This is a genomic window from Candidatus Cloacimonadaceae bacterium (assembly GCA_030693415.1).
GTDB lineage: Bacteria > Cloacimonadota > Cloacimonadia > Cloacimonadales > Cloacimonadaceae > JAUYAR01.
On record JAUYAR010000152.1, the window covers coordinates 30562 to 48498 of the forward strand.

Here is a 17937-nt window from a genome sequence, read left to right on the forward strand (position 1 = left end):
TTGGGATTTCTCAAGTAGTTGGAGGCGGCTCATTGATCACCAGCCAGTATAAGCCCAGATATTTCACCGCCTCTGCAAACTGATTGAAATCCACCGGCTTTCTGATAAAACTATTTGCTCCCAAGTCGTAGCTGTTGCCGATGTCCACAGTTTCTCCAGATGAGGTCAGGATTACCACTGGGAGGCGTTTGGTGCGTTCGTCTGTCCTGATGCGTCTCAAGACCTCCATGCCATCCACAACGGGAAGTTTCAGATCAAGTAAAATCAAGGTGGGCAGACTGGCTTTACCGGGTTTGCCGCATTCTTCAAAAAGGTAAGTTAGAGCCTCCAAACCGTCTTCTTTCACGATCAGTTCATTTCCGATCCGGCTTTTTGACAGGGCTCTTTTGGTCAATTCGATGTCGCTGGGATTATCCTCCACCAGCAGGATTGTCTTATCTAACATTTATTCTCTCCTAATGTAAAGTAAAACGTAGCACCCTCATCCGGCTCAGTCTCTACCCAGATAGTTCCGCCATGACGTTCAATAATGCGTTTCACTGTCGCCAGCCCGACACCCGTTCCCGGGAAATCAGTAGTTTTGTGCAATCTCTGGAAGGCGCCAAAGAGTTTCGTCGCGTAAGACATATCAAATCCTGTCCCATTATCGCGCACATAAAAGACGGTTTCATTATCTTTGGCGATCCTGCCCAATTCTATCTTGGCGCAATCCCGCCTGCCGGTAAATTTCCAAGCATTATACAAGAGATTGGTCAATGCCACTTCCATCAGTTTCGCATCCGCTTGAACGATTAACCCGGGCTGGATATCTGCTTCGACGACGCGCTGGGGATCTTCTTCCCGCAGCCTGATCATGATGTTTTTTGCCAGAATCGCAAGATCTATGGGCTCTGGACTGATGGCTAATTTGCTAATTCGTGAGAGCTTGAGCAGTGTTTCGATCAAGTGTCCCATGCGTTGGGTTTCATTGGCGATTCTATCCAGATATTTGGACGCCTGCTCATCCAGTTTACCATGATAATCTTCACTCAATGCCTGGCTCCAACCCGCTATTCCTCTAAGCGGAGAACGAAGATCGTGCGATACTGAATAGGAGAAAGCTTCCAGCTCCTTGTTTGTGATTTCAAGCTCAGCCGTCCGCTCCGCCACTTTTTGTTCCAACTCTTCATTGAGTTTTCTGATTTCCTCATCAGCCTTCTTCTTCTCCGTGATGTCTCTAAAGAATGCCACCATCCGGTTTAGACCCGTATTCATGGCATGCACTTCAAAGGCTCCGGCTATTATTCCGTCGGCATACACAATCTGGTCATTACTGTAGTTTTCGCCTCCCAAAGCAATCCTGCGATAGATCTCGGGAAGTCCCGATCCGGCATTGCCGGGAAAGGCTTCGAGCAGCTCCTTACCGATCAGGTTTCGATGATCCAATCCCAGTATCCGATCAGCGGACAAGTTTGCCGCCACAAGGATTAAACGATTATCCGGTTGAAACAGGTAAGAGTGTGCCCCAAAGGGAGCACTGTCAATGATCTCTCTCAGCCGTTCCTCACTCTCCCTGATAAATTGCTCAGCTTTGATTCTTTCTGTGATATCATTGATGATAAGCACGGATCCGATGAACTCACCTGCATCATCCCGGATGGGATCGACAGATACAAATATCCACTTGTCTCCCAGTTTTATCTCGGCACTCGCTCTTTTCCCGGTCTCTTTTAGTACCAACGTCGGACATTCTTTGATGGCTTCTTCAGTTCCATAGACTACCTTCCAGCAATAGTTTCCTACTATTCGCTCAGAAGTTAAGTCCAGCATTTGAAGAGCGGATTTATTTGTCTGGATGATCATGAAATCAGCATCCAGCAGCATGATTACATCGCTGATGCTATCAAAGGTGGTCATCCATCCCCTGGCTATCTTTTGATAATCATCCTGCAGCTTGGCTTTGTCTTGTTCCAGTACCAGTTGTTGGCGTAACCGCTCGATATTATTGCGCCGCGCCATATAACCGAGCGTCAAGGCAATGGCGAATACTAAAATCAGAGATGCCAGGACGGTGATATAGACTCTTGTCCTAAGCGGATGGTAAAGCTCCCGCTTGTCCATTTTGGCAGTAACATACAAGGATGTATCCGGCACCTTGCGAGAAGCTGAAATCACCCGTTCCCCGCGGTAATCGATGCCCTCGATTACGTCAACTATGCCCTTGACGGCACTGACGCCAGGACGATTGGTGTGAATATCAAGGTTTAGCCGGAACTTCAAGGCAGAGTCTTTTTTAAATCGAAGTTCGTTTAGATATAGGACACAATTTCCCTCGCGACGCACCAAAGTCGTCTCTGCCGTTTTACTTGGCGTGGGCCATGATTGCACAATGGGGTACAAATGCCGGTATGGATCGATCTGGAAGACCCATACGCCGATTGGCTTTGAGTTTTCCCGGTTCGGGTTTTTCACTGGGATCAAAAACTCTGATTTGATATCGGGGTTTCCTGCCATCGGTTGATCACTCTCAAGGTGGAGAGGCACCAAGACAATCTCATTAGTTTCAAGAGCTTTTTTTATGTGTTGACCAAGGTCGCAGGACAGAGTTTTCCGCTCGGAAGGGAAAGAGATCAGGACTTTGCCGTGTTTATCCAGCAAGGCGAGCCATGAATAATCACTGTCGCGTTTGTAGGACATCATCCATTGGATAATCTGAGAATCTTTATGTTTGGAGCTGGGATCGGAGAGAAATTGTGAGCATAATTCCTGGATCATGGGAGTTTGGAGGATTTGTCTGGCATCCCTCATGCGCTCCTGATTCCATTCATTGATATGATTTACCTTCAGATCGGCTATAGCGGATATGCTTTCCAGAGCGTTTTTTTTAAGCAGTTTGGTCTCATGGTGGACATAGTAAATCCCCCCGATTCCCAAAGCGATGATCAGAAATATAAGAATGATCACAGAACGTCGGGTTATTTTTCCAAAACTGGCTCGCTTGGATGTGCCACATGGCTGCGAATCAGCTTGAATACGCTGATGCTCGGAATCTGCCTTCTGGTTTCGATTCATCTCTTCTCCCTTGATATTGACGCAAGGTCACCAAGACTCGCTTGCTAAAGCAATACGATCCCAACTTAAGGGAGAGGTAATCATCGTCAAGATAAAAATCGCTGCCCTATCTGTTTATGGTTTTTGCCTCAACCGGTCTCGCCCTTCTCAATGAGTGAGATGTAGCGCAGCATGCCGATGCTGCGGGAGTGGGGTGGGGAATTCCGATTCCCCACAGCTTTGCAACCACAGCCGAATCGGAGTTCGGCATCCCAATGGGTAGCCGCGTCTATTTCCGCTTCGGCATGAGCGCCAAATCTTGATCATCGTTTTTTATCATTTTTTATCATCGTATGGATCATCGTATGGATCATCGTTGCCGCATCGGCATGCTGCGCTACTTTACCTCTTCCACGGCGTTAATCAAGCGTTAATCAAGCGTTAGTTTTATTACGCTTGATTAACGCTGTCCAGTGGTAGAGCGGCTTGCCGCCACACTGGAAAAGACAATAATGGGGAATAATGGGGAAATCCACCACCAGTCCATCACCAGTCCAATCTCAATTCTCCATTGATATGTTGAGAAATTTGAACAGGCGCGGGCACAGCCAATTATTCATCAAACATAAAGCAATTGACTAAACCATGGTAATCGCATAGTTTATTAGCATGAGGAAAGTATGACATCTGGTAAGAATGAGATACATGAGCAATTGAGAAAAGCCTTCATCAGGATTGGTGAATTTGAGAGAGAAAACGCACAACTAAAGAACAAACTCATCACGCACGAGAAAGAGAATGCAACTCATGACGCACAAACATCGTATCTGACGGGAGAAAATGGCATTAACCAACCTAAAAATGAATTGAGTATCCCTGATTCACCGGCATCGGTCAATAGCTCTTCAACTCCGGAAAAGAAAGTTACTTTGTTCAAAAACCTGTTTCGCGGCAGAGAAGACGTGTTTGCTATGCGGTGGACAGGCAAGGACAACAAATCAGGATACTCTCCAGCCTGTATCAATGACTGGAAACTTGGGGTCTGTGGGAAATACAAGAAAATTGCTTGCGCCAATTGCGAAAATAGAAAGATGATTCCGCTGGAAATAAGGCAGCTATACCGACATCTGAAGGGCGAGATTGTGATAGGAGTTTATCCCTTGCTGGACGATGATACCTGTTTCTTCCTCGCCTTTGACTTCGATAAAAAGGAGTGGAGGGAAGACGTGCTTGCTCTGATGGAAACTTGCTCAGTTTATACAATACCGGCTTACGTCGAAAAGTCCCGATCGGGCAATGGAGCACACGTTTGGGTATTCTTTGAAGATGCCGTGGCAGCATCGTCTGCAAGGAAGTTTGGCACTGCACTCTTGACCGCGACAATGGAACGGAGGCATCAAATCGGACTTGATTCCTATGACAGGATTTTCCCAAATCAAGATACAATGCCCAAGGGAGGATTTGGAAACCTCATCGCGCTGCCTTTACAGAAACAAGCCAGAGAACATGGGAACAGCATGTTTGTTGACGAGAGTTTGAAGCCGCTTGAAGATCAGTGGAAGCACTTGGCTCATATTGAGAAGCTCACTCAACAGAGATTGAGTGACTTACTTAAAGCGTTATCTGCGAATCACAGTCCGATCGGCAAACTTGTAGCATCAACCGAGGAAGAGCTGCCTCCCTGGGAGAAAGCACCCCCTGATAGAGATGGTTACGGCGTTTTACCATCACAGGTAAAGATTGTTTTCAGCAACATGGTCTATATCGAAAAAGAATCATTGCCGCCAAAGCTATTGAATCGGATCATCAGACTCGCGGCTTTTCAGAATCCGGAGTTTTATCGGGCTCAGGCGATGAGGATGCCGATCTACAATATCCCCAGAATCATTAGTTTATCCAGCGAAAGCGATAAATACTTGGCTGTCCCCAGAGGCTGCAAAGAAGATTTGACCAAGCTGTTCGACCAATTACATATCGAACCATTGATCAAAGATCAAAGAAATGCCGGCACAAAACTTGAGGTTCATTTCATGGGCAAGCTAAGCCCGGAGCAAGTGTTGGCAGGTAAAACGCTACTCGAACACGAGAGTGGAATACTCTCTGCCACCACCGCCTTTGGCAAGACAGTTGTAGCAATCTGGATGATTGCTCAGAGGCAGACAAGTACTCTGATTGTAGTTCATAGACGCCAATTGATGCAGCAGTGGATAGAGAGATTGAAGTGTTTCCTTGCAGATGCTGAAGTAGGCGAGATTGGAGGGGGCAAGGAAAAGAGAACAATGAAGATAGACGTAGCGATCATCCAAAGCCTTTATCATGAGCGCAAAGTGAAGGAATACGTTCAGGACTATGGCATGGTGATTGTAGATGAATGTCACCATATTTCTGCCTTCAGCTTTGAGCAAGTTCTCAAGGAAGCCCAAGCAAAATATGTGTATGGTTTTACAGCCACCCCGATCCGCAAAGACGGTCAGCATCCGATAGTTACGATGCAATGCGGTCCTATCCGCTATAGGGTTGATTCGAAATCTCAGCTTGCATTCAGAGCCTTTAGCCATAAAGTGATAGTGCGTTATACAAACTTCAAAATGCCAGATCATCTGATCAGCGCAGACCCCAAGATCACGGACATCTATCAGGCATTGGTTGATGACCGCGCAAGAAATGATCTGATCCTTGACGACATCATCACTGCCATTGTTGCCCGCAGAAGTCCATTAATTCTTACTGAACGCACCGCTCATGTTGAATTCTTTGCCGAGAAACTTGCGGGGTTTTCGAAGCATGTCATCTCGCTGAGAGGAGGTATGGGCAGAAAACAGCTCATGGTAGTGATGGATAAGATTCACTCCATTCCGGACTGTGAGGAAAGGGTGATCATTGCGACAGGTAAATACATTGGAGAGGGTTTTGATGACAGCAGGCTGGATACGCTGTTTCTGACAATGCCCATATCCTGGAAAGGAACCCTGCAGCAGTATGCCGGACGGCTACACAGAACTCACGACAATAAAACCGAAGTCATAATCTACGATTACGTTGATCGGGAGGAGCCGGTGTTAGCTGCTATGTATAGAAAGAGGATAAAGGGTTATGCGGGGATGGGGTATAAAATAACCGAGGACTGTAACTAATTAGCATCAGCTATGGCTCTGCACCCAATTCCCTTGAGCTGGCTGACTCCGCCAGCTTGCGGGATTACCTGAATCTGGTTTGTGATCCTGTCCTTGATGGCGGCAACGTGTGAGATGATACCGATCAACTTTCCCTCGTTGTTTAAAGCGGCAAGGTTTTCCATGGCGATTTCCAGGCTGTCTTCATCCAGGGAACCAAAGCCTTCATCAAGAAAGAGGGAATCGATGCTCACGTTTTTGCTGGACATTTTTGACAGCCCCAAAGCAAGCGCCAGACTGACGATGAAACTTTCTCCGCCCGAGAGATTTTTCACTGTGCGGATCTCGCCAGCCTGGTAATCGTCTATGATATACAGGTCCAAAGGGGCATTGTCGCTATTGATCAGCAGATAGCGGTCGGAAAGCTTCTGCAACTGGACATTGGCGTGGGCGATCAGCAACTCGAAGGTGATCCCTTGGGCAAAAGTGCGGTATTTTTTTCCGTCCGCGGAACCTATGAGTTCATACATCTTTTCCCAGCGGTTTAGAACCTCATTATGAGTATTGATCTTCCGGATTTGTTCTACGTGCGTCCTTAGCTGTTTGGAGTTTTCGTTGAGCTTTGTTTCCAGAGCACCACGCTCCCTGTTAGCACTGTCTATTCTGGACTGGCAATCGTTTGCTTCGTTCTGCAATTCTGTCCATTCTATTTCGGAAAGCTTTTTCCCCTGTTCCGCTTTTAACATAATGGAGTTTTCGGAGATCTGAGCGTTAATCCTTTTCTGTTTTGAAGTTAGCGACTCCTCTCTCTGCTGAAGCTCGTTAAGGTTGTCTTGGTCGATGAGACATGCCAGGAATTCTTCGATCCCGGTAAAGCCATTCTTTTGCAGACCCTTGAGAAAGCTTTCTTCTGCCTTTTGCAGTGCTGGAGACAGCTTAGCGATCAGTTTGGCTGATTTCCGCGCTTGCTCTTCGTTGGAATGAATCAGCGTGGCTTTTTGTTCGCTTAACAATTCCGATTCCCTTAGATCTGTCCTCAAATTCATCAGTTCCTTCTGCCAGTCCGTTTCAACCTCCTCAACGCTGGTATTTCCGAGCAGCCGGTATCTGTTCTCCGTATTGTCCTTCAATTCCTTTTCCATCCGCTTTTGGCTTGCCTTGATAGTATCGATCTCCTGTTGCTGGCTGTTCGACAATTGCTTTTTGCCATTTAATACTGCCCTCAGTTTTTGGATCCCGGTCTGGAGGCTTTTTGCCCGGGAAATGCTTTGCTCCCAGGTATTTTTTTTGGTTTCCAAAATGGGGATGAGCAGTTGTGGATCATACTGTCCGTCCAGTACCAACCCGAATGGCGTTAACTCCTCCGTGAGTTTCTTACGCTGGGTAAATTCGCTGTCATGTAGCTCCTTGAGTGTGGTGGAGCATTGGACAAATTGTTCCTTGATCGACTGAAACTCTAGCTCGGTTTTCCTGCGTTTCTCTTTCTGCGCGTCCAGTTGCGTCTGTAACTCAAGTTTCTTTTTCTGTAGTTCACCCTGTTTGGTATGCAGTCTTTCAGCCTGTTTGATCAACGATTCCAGGGTTTCAATATACTTGCTATTCTGTTCTTGTAATTCTTCCAGAATAGCATCCGATACATCCACGATTCCCAATTGCGCGCTTTTTTCCGCCAGATACTTGCCCATAGATTCCACGTTGCTTTCCTTCTGGGATTGCTGATTCAGCTTATGCCTGGCCGCGGTCTCACCATGCAGTTTTTCCAGTTTCCTGATCTTTGACTCGATGGATTTCAATCCGACTTGAGCCTGCTCCAGGGCCGTTTCCTGTAGGTCTGTATCCGGTAATTCCGCTGTGGCAAAGGGATGCACGGTTGAACCGCAGAGGGGACAGGGTGTGTTTTCCTGCAGCTTTATGCGTTCATCGTTAAGGTCCAGTATCTTGTTGGTGTGCCTCAGCTTCTCCATACTATCCTGCACCATTGCATCAGCTGTCTCTTTGTCTTTGTTTAATCCCTGAAGTTCAGCTTCAAGCTGGGCTAAGCTTATCTTGTCCTTGGAAATCGCGGCTTCTGTCTGTTCGTGTTTGACCTGCGCTTTCCCGTGGCTTTCATAGCTGGCGCGTAGCGCGCCCAGAGCCGTTGCCCTCCGGTTCGCCGCCTGCAGCAGCGACCTGTATTCCGCCAGGGTATTTGCGGATAGGAGTTCGGTAAGCCCTTTGCCCGCCGAATCAAGTGCTATATTCAGCTTACGCAGTTCCTCTTCAACGGATCCGATCTGCTCTTGTATCTTGTTCAATTCCGCCTGTTTGACGGTCGTACCGGCTTTTTGACACTTTTCCCGATACTTAATAATATCCTTCTGAATTGTCCGCAGCTGTTCAAATTGGTTTACCAGGGCTTTGAGCGAGGACATCAATTCAGCATCCTCGGGGTGTTCAGTGAGATATTTTTCTGCTCTATCTTGTTCCTTTTCCATGTCCATGATTTCCTGCTCGAGTTGAGCCATCTCTTTTCCGAGTTCATTAAGCTTTTTGATTCTGGATTTGAGATCCGCTTTCTGCACTGCGACGCTCTTTTTCTGTACTTTAATCCCGCTATCCAACTGGCGGATATTGTTGAACAGCTTTTGCTTGTCCGGATTCTGCGCTTCCGCTTGTTTGAGACTTACTTGCCGTTTCTCCAATTCGGGTTTTAACTTTGTCTGTTCAGCTATCAGATTGGTTTCCTTTTCCTGAAGTTCAGTCTGTTCCTTTATTACTTCCTGCAAGCGGTACCGCCAGGATTCGATTTCCTGTAAATCCGGTCTCAAAGGTAGCGCCCGGCGCGCTTTATCTAGCTTTTCACGATCCGGTGCGAATATATGGATCTCTTTCTCAACATCTTTCAGGCGGTTTTCTTGTGTCCTAATCTCACTTTTCAGGCGCTCGATGTTTTCCGCCCATTTTAGCTTGGCGGCGATCTCTATTTGGCTTTCTTTCATTTTTTTTTCTGCCTGCTTGGACTGCGTCAGACTGTCCTGCAGTTCCACGCATTCTTCGCTGCTGAGCAGTTGTATGGACCCCAAGGCGGCAAGCAGTTCTTTGTGCTCGTTCTGCAGTGCGTTTTTCCGATTATACACTTCTATGGATATTTCGCTGTAGATATCGGTTCCCGTGATCTCTTCCAGGATTGAAGAACGTTCGTTGACATCTGCCTTCAGAAAGGCGTCAAAACCTCCTTGTGCCAGCAGCATGGACCGCGTGAAACGAGTAAAATCCATGCCGGTGACCTCTTCGACCTTGGCCTTCACTTGGGTGGTTTTTTCCTCCAGCAGCTTGCCAGTTCCTACGTCTGAGATATCGTGCTTGGGCTGTTGTAGTTCGCCGCCAGGTTTGTTGCGTGCGCGTTTCTGGCTCCAATAACACCGGAAACTGCCTTTATTGGTGTTAAATTCCACTTCAGCAAAACAGTCTCCGGTCCGGCGGGACATCAGTTCGTTCGTGCCCTTGCTGATCCTGCTCAAGCGCGGAGTTTCGCCATACAAGGCCAAACAGATAGCGTCCAGGATGGTTGATTTCCCGGCTCCTGTGGGTCCGGTGATGGCAAATATCCCGCTTTCGGTGAAAACCTTGTGGGAAAAGTCGATTTCCCATTCCCCTGCCAGCGAATTCAGATTCTTAAATCTCAGTTTTTGGATCCTCATTTCTTACCTCACTCCGCGTTTGCGTCCCTATCCGCCAGACTTTGCAGGACCTCGTTGTAGCAGGCACAAAGCTCCTTCGCGAGGGGCGCTTCGATCTTGTGCCGTTCCAGACATCGTTTGAAGACCTCCTGGGGATCGAGGTCATCCAAGGTTTCCTCCAGTTTTTGCCGGGACAAAGCTTTCTGTGTGATGCGCTCGTTTCTGAGCCGCAACAGTTCGATGTCACTGTCTTCGATCAGGTCCAATACGTCCTGTTTCAGGTCAGACCGCAGGTCAAAACCCGTGTAGTTTATATCCAACCAGCAGGGAAGCGATTCCGTGAGCAGGGATTCCAGCACCCTGTTGATCTCGTCCCAATCACCATCGATCTGGACAAGCTTGACGGTTTGCGGTACTTTCACTGCTTTAATGGTCGCTTTTGCGCCTTTGATATCGACTATGAGCACCTGTTTATCAGACTCAGCCTCTTTGAAGGAAAGGGGGATCGGCGACCCGGAATAGCGGCAATTCGCCCGCTTGCCCACGCTTTGCTGCCTGTGTAGATGCCCCAATGCGATATAGCTCAACTCCTTGGGGAAAACGCTGTCCGCAACCTGTGCCAGATTGCCGATATACAGGTCCCGCACCGCTTCGCCATCACTCAAACTAGCCCCTTTAGCGAAAAGATGCCCCATCGCGATCACCGGTAGTTTTTGGGCGAGCGAAAAAGAGTGCGTGAACACGTCCTGATAGTGTTTTTTAATCCCAGCGATCAGCTTTTCCTCTTTGTTCGCGATCGATTCGCCGCTTTCCACAAAACGCAGATCCCGCTCCCTGAGAAAGGGAACAGCGCAGACAAACAACTGGGCTTTGCCTGCATCATCTTTAAGAAGCAAAACCTCGTCTTCCGCAGAATCCGTCATGCATCCGACAACGTGGATATTGAGATATTTCAGCAATTCGCCGGGAGCGTTGAGCAAAGTTGGGGAATCGTGGTTTCCGCCGATGATGACGACATGGCGGCAATCCGTGAGATTAACCAGATGGAGGAAATTATAATAGAGTTCCTGAGCCCTATTGCTAGGCGAGGAGGAATCGAAAACGTCGCCGCTGACCAGCAAAATGTCGATCCTTTCATCCCGGACCAGTTCGATCAGCCACTCCAGAAAGGTCAGCTGTTCTTCGTATCGTTTCCTGCCAAAGAGGCTGCATCCCAGATGCCAGTCCGACGTATGCAATAATCTCATTTCTTTTACCTATTACTTATTTACAAATTACAGACTCTATTCATTCAAACTGCTGGGTACTTAGTCTAAAAAACTTGGGTTCTTCATGAATCGGGATTTAATCCAAATCTATTGTCTGCTGAGCATCATTTGCATTTTTAACTTTGTATTTGTTTGCCCGGCCAATTTTTATCTGCTCCACGGTGTCTGTCTTTTTTAATAATTTGGTCATTCGCATAGAGGTCCAGCCGCAATTGAGCTTATCGCAGATTTCTTTCGCTGTGAGAGCCTTGTCAGTAATCAAGTAGAGAATCCTATCGAGGATATCCTCATTTGACGCATTATCGGGTGATACGTTCTCAGCAGTCGATTGATCTGCCAATAGCTCACCATAGAAATCTACTTCCCTGGCGCCCATAGAAATCAGCAGATCATTGGCATTTGCTTCACCTTCCTCCGGTTTGCGGACATAGATTATCCGTCCCTTACGAAGTCCGTCCCTCACTCCCGACCAGGTTCCACCGGAATTGAACGAGTCAGCCACATAAATGTGCTTTGCCAGGCCATAGATGATGGGATTCCGTGCCATTGCCAGTTCCACTTTCCAAGGCGCCTTGGGGTGAAATGTGCTGAGAACCAGCACATTTCCCTCAATGATCTGTTTATAGTAGGTCTTATAGCCTGATCCAAAGGTCAGCACACCCTGGGGAAGCACAATGATGCTATGACCATTATACTTTAGTGTGGAATCCAGAGCGGCTTTATCGATACCCTTGGCAAATCCGCTGACGACCACCTGATAGTTATCAGTGCCTCTTTTGGCAACGTTATCAGTAAATTGCATACCTTGTGCACTTGCGTTTCGTGATCCCACAATGGCTATGGAATCCTCCTTCAGTAGTTGTTTGTTTCCTTTTATATATAGTACCGGTGGCGAATACGCGAGTTTCAGGTTCTCCTTTAAAGTGGGTGAATAATCCGGATCATTGAGCGGGATGAGCTCGAAGCCTTGATTTAGAAGACTCTCCGCAAGAAATGCATTGTTGGCTATCTGCTCTTTAGCCTCTAACAGCGAGGCGCAGTAATGTTCTTCCAGTGAATACACGCTCTTCCAGACCTCCGTTTCGAGAGCAAAGAACGCCTCCAAATCTGAGTTATTGTCAAAATAGATGGCTTTAATCAGGGCATTAATTCGGCCATTCGTCCAGCGCTGAAGATGAGCAATCGTGATCCAGTAAGCGGCATGATTTATCATCTATCATCCTTTGTTTGAGTAATTATCATCTTATAATCTATCCCCACCCACAGTTTTTGCCAATACTAACGGAGCAATCATCGCAGCACCGCAGTTGGTCAAGTATTTCCCCACTTCCTTGATCGTGGCGCCGCTGTCAAAGATATCGTCAATCAGCAGGACATACCGGCCACTGACAATGTCGGGATTGCTCAGCATAAAAGCGCCTGACACATTTTCGGCTTTGAGGGCGAAATTTTCATAAGCCTTCTGTTCGTGAGTATGCCTGATCTTGGTGAGATCATGGGAGATCGGAACTTTTAGGGTAAATGAAACTTTCTCCGCCAGGTGGCGGACAAGATCGCCTGAAATAGAGGGCGGAATGTACAGTATCAAATCAATTCTGTCTTTCCCGAATCTTTTAGAATACGCTTTGAGCAGCAGGGAGATCAGAAAGTCCGGGAAATCACCGCCCTGCTCATACTTGCTGCGATGAATGGCGGAGCCGACATTGGAAACCCCGTAATAGGACGCTGCTATCCCATTGATCAGATTGCTGCCTTTAGTCTCGACCTCGAGTTCCGGAAAGTAGCTTTCACGGAATCGCTCCAGCTTGGTAGACCACTCCGGAGTATGCGTGATCCTGTGTTTGGGTAGCCCGGTGTTATCGCAATTCGCAAAGTTCCTTCCGTCGCTATCACCGAGGTAATTGCACAGATATGACATCCGGGATTGGGTGGATTCGGCATAATCCATCATGGCTTCCAATTCCTTCATTTTCGCTGCTCTCAGCTCTTCAAACTGGCTGGGATCAAAGGGTTTGGCATTGCGGACATACTCATATCGCTTGGTTTTGCCGATGAACACTTCCCTGATAATTCCCTGATCCATCAGATCAGCACGGATGACTCTGATTTGGGTTTGGCGGAGATTGGTCTTTTTCATCAGTTCCCGCTCCCCCAGCATCTCGCTTTGCAAGGCTGCGATCACTTGTTCGTATTTTGCGGTTGCAGGTTTCGCGCCCTCGATGAAAGCTTCAGGCAGATCTCGATCAGATGGATTGTATAAAAGAATGATCACCGTGGGTAATCCATCTCTACCCGCACGGCCAATCTCCTGATAATAATGCACTGGAGATTGGGGAAATTGGGTATGGATGATAAATCTGAGATCAGGTTTATCAATTCCCATACCTAAAGCATTGGTCGAGATCACACATTTCCAGGTGTTGTTGATCATCCCTTGTTCCACCTCGATCCTGGATTCAGTGTCTAACCTGCTGTTGTATGATCTGCATGGAATATTAAGATACTCAAACCACTTACTGACGACTTCTGTTTCAACTACGGTTCCGGAATATATTATACCTGTCCCGGTTAGCTTGTTTATATTCTGTCCGAGCCAGATCAGCTTGTCATCATCTGAGGCAACATCGATAACATACAATTTGAAATTATCTCGCACCAGATTACCGCGGATCACTTTCAGGTCGCCAGAGATTTGTGAAGCTACATCTCGTTCAACCCTCTTGGTGGCAGTTGCAGTGGTAGCCAATACCGGCAGTCCCTTTGGGAGGAGATTGACCAGATTGATGATCCTTCTGTAGGCGGGACGAAAGTCGTGACCCCATACCGAGATACAATGCGCTTCATCCACGACTACCATGGCAAGCTTCATGTTTCGCACTTCTTCCAGCCATAGGGAGTTTTCCTGGCGTTCCGGAGCTATATAGAGGATACTCAAGGAGCCCTGTTTCGCCTCGGCAATGACCGCCAGATTTTCTTCAACGGTTTGATTGCTATTGATGCACTTTGCGGCGATTCCCAATGCTTGAAGTTTTGACACTTGATCACGCATCAGTGCGATAAGAGGAGAAAAGACGACCGTCAGACCAGCAAACTGCACAGCCGGAAACTGGAAACACAGAGATTTCCCATATCCGGTCCGTTCGATCAACAGAACCCTTTCCCCCCTCAGAATACGGGAGATGGCTATCCATTGCTCATCGTAGAAGTGATCCAACCCAAAGCGAGATTTGAGAATCTTCTCGGCTTGATCTCTATCCATAGCTTCAACGCCCCTTTTTCAATTGCTAATTCCATGATGCTGGACGGGTTGAGAACGATTTCGATAGAATCTCCAGGTTAAGCTCACCGACGACAATGATGCCACATTCTAACCTTTCGATTCTAAATACTTTTCCAGCAAGAGGATCGAGCTGGCGATACACAGCGGGCATTTTTTTTCAAAGAGTCCTTTCCGGATGGCTTTTTCCCTGGCTTTGGGTTTGGACACATCCATCCCAATGATGTCCTTGCATTCGGTGCTGCCGTTGAAGATTTTGAAATTGGCGGTAAATTCTTCCGTCCGCTCCTCAATTTTCTGTTTGCTAAGCTGATCGGCTTCGGAAAATCCAAAGCCGAGACCCAACACCATCAACGCGCCTGTCAGGGCACCGCAGGTTCGTCCCATGCGCATTCCTCCTCCGAAACAAGAAGCAATCTTACTTGCGGCTATGCGCGATAATCCCAAATCCTTGGCAAATTGCATCAACACTGCTTGGGCACAGTTAAAACCGTTGGCATGATCCGTTATGGCATTCATTACTTTTTTTGATGATAACACTCTTCCTCCTATAGGAATCTCCATGCTCTTGATGCACATGTTTCGTGTCAAGATATTTCTCAAACAGCAACAACTGACGCGCGGAATTTGGCATTTTTCCGATGGCAATTCAGATGAAAACGCTTATGTTATTTGATAGCGCATATCCCTTTTAGGAGGAAGCGATGAATCAGGCTCTTACAGATATGATCGGCACCACGCACCTTGATGGTTCGTCCGCGGAGATTATCACCCGTTTTGTCCATCATCTCAAATATAACCGCGGCAAAGATCAGTATTCCGCCACTCCGTTGGACTGTTATCTCGCCTTTGCCACCACCATTCGGGACATCCTGCTGGATCGGTGGCTGGTCACGCAACCCGCTGCCTATCATTCGGATAGAAAACGCGTCTATTATCTCTCCATGGAATATCTGATCGGCAGGTCTTTGGGAAATGCCATAATCAATCTTGATCTGCAGCGCCAGAGCATCAAAGCCTTGTCCGAGATGGGTTTCGATCTTTCCCTGATCTGTGAACTGGAATGGGACGCCGGATTGGGAAACGGAGGTTTGGGACGTTTGGCGGCATGTTTTCTGGATTCGATGGCAACCCTTGAGATTCCGGCTTATGGATATGGCATCCGCTATGAATACGGCATTTTCTTTCAGCGTATCAAAAACGGCGAGCAGATTGAAACCCCGGACAATTGGCTGCGCTATGGTTCCGTGTGGGAGATCCAGCATCCGGAACACCTCTTCCCCGTTTATTTCGGTGGACACGTGCAGGAAGTGATTGATGACAAAGGGCACAAATCCATGCAATGGATTCACAGCGAATATGTGATGGCAATGGCTTGCGACTATCTTATCCCAGGCTATAAGAACGGCTTTGTCAACACCTTGCGTCTGTGGTCGGCAAATTCCACCCGCGATTTTAATCTCAGCTATTTCAACGAAGGGGACTATGTCCAGGCGGTCGCGGATAAAAACAACTCCGAGATGATCTCAAAGGTGCTCTATCCAAATGACAACAAGATGTGCGGCAAGGAGCTGCGGCTCAAACAGGAGTATTTCTTCGTCAGCGCCACTTTGCAAGATATCCTGCGGCGTTTTGCAAAAAAGATCACTGATCTGAACCGGCTGCCGGAATTTGTCGCCATCCAACTCAACGACACGCACCCCGCCATCGCCATTGCGGAACTGATGCGCGTCCTCGTGGACGAAAAGAAACTGAATTGGGAAAGCGCCTGGGAGATAACGCAACGCTGCTTTGCCTATACCAATCACACGATTCTGCCGGAAGCCCTGGAAAAATGGCAGGTTGATCTCTTCCATCGTTTGTTGCCGCGTCATTTGCAGATCATCTATGAGATCAATCACCGGTTTCTTTATAGCATCCGTCTTACCGGAAACGGCGATGACGCCACTCTGCGCAATGTCTCGCTGATCGTGGAAGAGCCGATCAAATCCATTCGCATGGCGCATCTGGCGATCGTAGGTTCGCACAGCGTGAATGGGGTCTCAGAACTGCATACCCAGATACTTAAAGACAAGATTTTCAAGGACTTCCACCATATCTATCCGGAGCGTTTCAACAGTAAAACCAATGGCATCACACCCCGTCGCTGGCTATTTTTGGCAAATCCTCGCCTAACCGATCTGATCACCAAAGCCATTGGCGAAACCTGGTTGAAAGATATCGAAGTTATGACCAAACTTAATGATTTCGCCGGAGATTCCGCTTTTCTCGAAGAGCTTGGCAAGGTCAAACAGGCAAATAAAGAGGATTTCGCCGCCTACTATTGGGATATCCACCATCGTAAGCTCGATCCGGAGAGTATATTCGACTTTCAGGCAAAGCGCATCCATGAGTATAAACGGCAGTTGCTCAATGCCTTGCACATCATTCATTTGATCCACCGCATCCGCGACGGCAAGGGGAAAGATATGCATCCGCACACCTTCTTTTTTGCCGGAAAAGCGGCACCGGGATACTATATCGCCAAGCTGATCATCCGTTTCATCTGCGCCATCGCGGCTTATGTGGAAAAGGATAAGGATCTGCTCAAACTGATCCGGATCGTCTTTTTGCAAAACTACCGGGTGAGCCTGGCGGAAAGAATCATGCCCGCTTCCGAAATCTCCCAACAGATTTCCACCGCCGGAACCGAAGCCTCGGGAACCGGAAACATGAAGTTTGCCATCAACGGCGCCCTCACAGTCGGCACCCTCGATGGCGCCAATATCGAGATCCGCCAAGCGGTGGGAGAGGACAATTTCTTCCTCTTCGGCATGAAGGACAGTGAGGTGCAAGCCCTCAAGCAGAGCGGCTATCACCCTTATGGAATCATGAACGCCAATGAAACGATCAAGCGCATCTTCGATTTCATCACCGCCGACGAGCTTTCCCCCCTGCTACCGGGTCTTTTTCAACCCTTGGTGAACCGCTTGCTCTATCAAGGCGACGATTATTGCATCATCGCCGATTTGCTGGATTACATACGTGTCATGGAGAATGTGGACAAAGCCTATCTGAACAGAACCTTATGGAATAAAATGTCGCTGGCAAACATCGCCAATATGGGCAGATTTTCTTCCGATGAAACGATCAAACGCTATGCCACGGAGATCTGGGGAGTGAAGTAATCAGAGACTATATTTACCCATAGTTTCCCGGAGGGAAGGGGAAACGGGTAAGAGATGAGAGATAAGAGATGAGATAAGCTGACGCAGATAGAAACAATCATCAGCACACTGCACATCCCTCATCTCATCTTGCCACCTTTCCACTCCGCAGCATCGGCATCCTGCGCTACATTTCCACCTCCCCGGCATCGGCATGCTGCGCTACCTTCCCCGTTAGCATTACGGAGTCAATACGGACTTAGTCCGTAATGAGTCCGTATTGATTCCGTAATGCAAAGGGGAAAGATGTCCCGTCCTAAAAAAGTTGACACCAAATCAACTTCTAAGGAGAAGAGAAAATGAAAGAAAAGAAGCCCGTAAATCGTTATAGCATGGCTTTTAAAATGCGTGTTATTGAGGATGTCGAAAACGGTCTGATTTGCG

Annotated in this window: 9 protein-coding genes; 2 read left to right on the forward strand and 7 right to left on the reverse strand. The window is 47.7% G+C overall.

The window, feature by feature from the left end:
* Window positions 1-10 precede the first annotated feature (10 nt).
* Window positions 11-445 carry a response regulator gene (locus tag Q8M98_09510; protein MDP3114999.1) on the reverse strand — a complete coding sequence of 145 codons (435 nt, stop codon included), beginning with the start codon at window positions 443-445 and terminating at the stop codon, window positions 11-13.
* A complete protein-coding gene (locus tag Q8M98_09515) occupies window positions 439-2943 on the reverse strand; it encodes a PAS domain S-box protein (GenBank protein ID MDP3115000.1) in 2505 nt (834 codons plus the stop codon). The genes Q8M98_09510 and Q8M98_09515 overlap by 7 nt, the downstream gene beginning before the upstream one ends.
* Window positions 2944-3710: 767 nt before the next feature.
* Between Q8M98_09515 and Q8M98_09520 the strand changes: the two genes are divergently transcribed.
* On the forward strand, window positions 3711-6164 hold the full coding sequence (locus Q8M98_09520; GenBank protein MDP3115001.1) for a DEAD/DEAH box helicase family protein: 2454 nt from the start codon (window positions 3711-3713) through the stop codon (window positions 6162-6164).
* Here the strand turns inward: Q8M98_09520 and Q8M98_09525 are convergent.
* From Q8M98_09525 to Q8M98_09545, 5 genes are all read right to left on the reverse strand, one after another.
* Entirely contained in the window at window positions 6161-9823 is a 3663-nt protein-coding gene (locus tag Q8M98_09525; GenBank protein ID MDP3115002.1) for an AAA family ATPase, read from the reverse strand. The genes Q8M98_09520 and Q8M98_09525 overlap by 4 nt on opposite strands.
* An 8-nt stretch (window positions 9824-9831) precedes the next feature.
* The gene (locus tag Q8M98_09530; protein ID MDP3115003.1) at window positions 9832-11049 is read right to left on the reverse strand and encodes an exonuclease SbcCD subunit D C-terminal domain-containing protein; all 1218 of its coding nucleotides are present in this window, start codon (window positions 11047-11049) and stop codon (window positions 9832-9834) included.
* Window positions 11050-11146: 97 nt separating this feature from the next.
* A complete protein-coding gene (locus Q8M98_09535; GenBank protein ID MDP3115004.1) occupies window positions 11147-12283 on the reverse strand; it encodes a DNA-processing protein DprA in 1137 nt (378 codons plus the stop codon).
* Between the two features lie 30 nt (window positions 12284-12313).
* Window positions 12314-14329: a RecQ family ATP-dependent DNA helicase gene (locus Q8M98_09540; GenBank protein ID MDP3115005.1), complete on the reverse strand. Its 2016-nt coding sequence runs from the start codon at window positions 14327-14329 to the stop codon at window positions 12314-12316.
* Between the two features lie 108 nt (window positions 14330-14437).
* Window positions 14438-14887: a C-GCAxxG-C-C family protein gene (locus Q8M98_09545; protein ID MDP3115006.1), complete on the reverse strand. Its 450-nt coding sequence runs from the start codon at window positions 14885-14887 to the stop codon at window positions 14438-14440.
* Window positions 14888-15051: 164 nt separating this feature from the next.
* Between Q8M98_09545 and Q8M98_09550 the strand changes: the two genes are divergently transcribed.
* Entirely contained in the window at window positions 15052-17514 is a 2463-nt protein-coding gene (locus Q8M98_09550) for a glycogen/starch/alpha-glucan phosphorylase (protein ID MDP3115007.1), read from the forward strand.
* The last annotated feature ends 423 nt before the right edge of the window (window positions 17515-17937 follow it).

Bases quoted from the DNA above. Each gene is read 5' to 3' on its own strand.
- Q8M98_09510 (MDP3114999.1), bottom strand. From the start codon at position 445: ATGTTAGATAAGACAATCCTGCTGGTGGAGGATAATCCCAGCGACATC.
- Q8M98_09540 (MDP3115005.1), bottom strand. From the start codon at position 14,329: ATGGATAGAGATCAAGCCGAGAAGATTCTCAAATCTCGCTTTGGGTTG.
- Q8M98_09535 (MDP3115004.1), bottom strand. From the start codon at position 12,283: ATGATAAATCATGCCGCTTACTGGATCACGATTGCTCATCTTCAGCGC.
- Q8M98_09520 (MDP3115001.1), top strand. From the start codon at position 3,711: ATGACATCTGGTAAGAATGAGATACATGAGCAATTGAGAAAAGCCTTC.
- Q8M98_09530 (MDP3115003.1), bottom strand. From the start codon at position 11,049: ATGAGATTATTGCATACGTCGGACTGGCATCTGGGATGCAGCCTCTTT.
- Q8M98_09525 (MDP3115002.1), bottom strand. From the start codon at position 9,823: ATGAGGATCCAAAAACTGAGATTTAAGAATCTGAATTCGCTGGCAGGG.
- Q8M98_09550 (MDP3115007.1), top strand. From the start codon at position 15,052: ATGAATCAGGCTCTTACAGATATGATCGGCACCACGCACCTTGATGGT.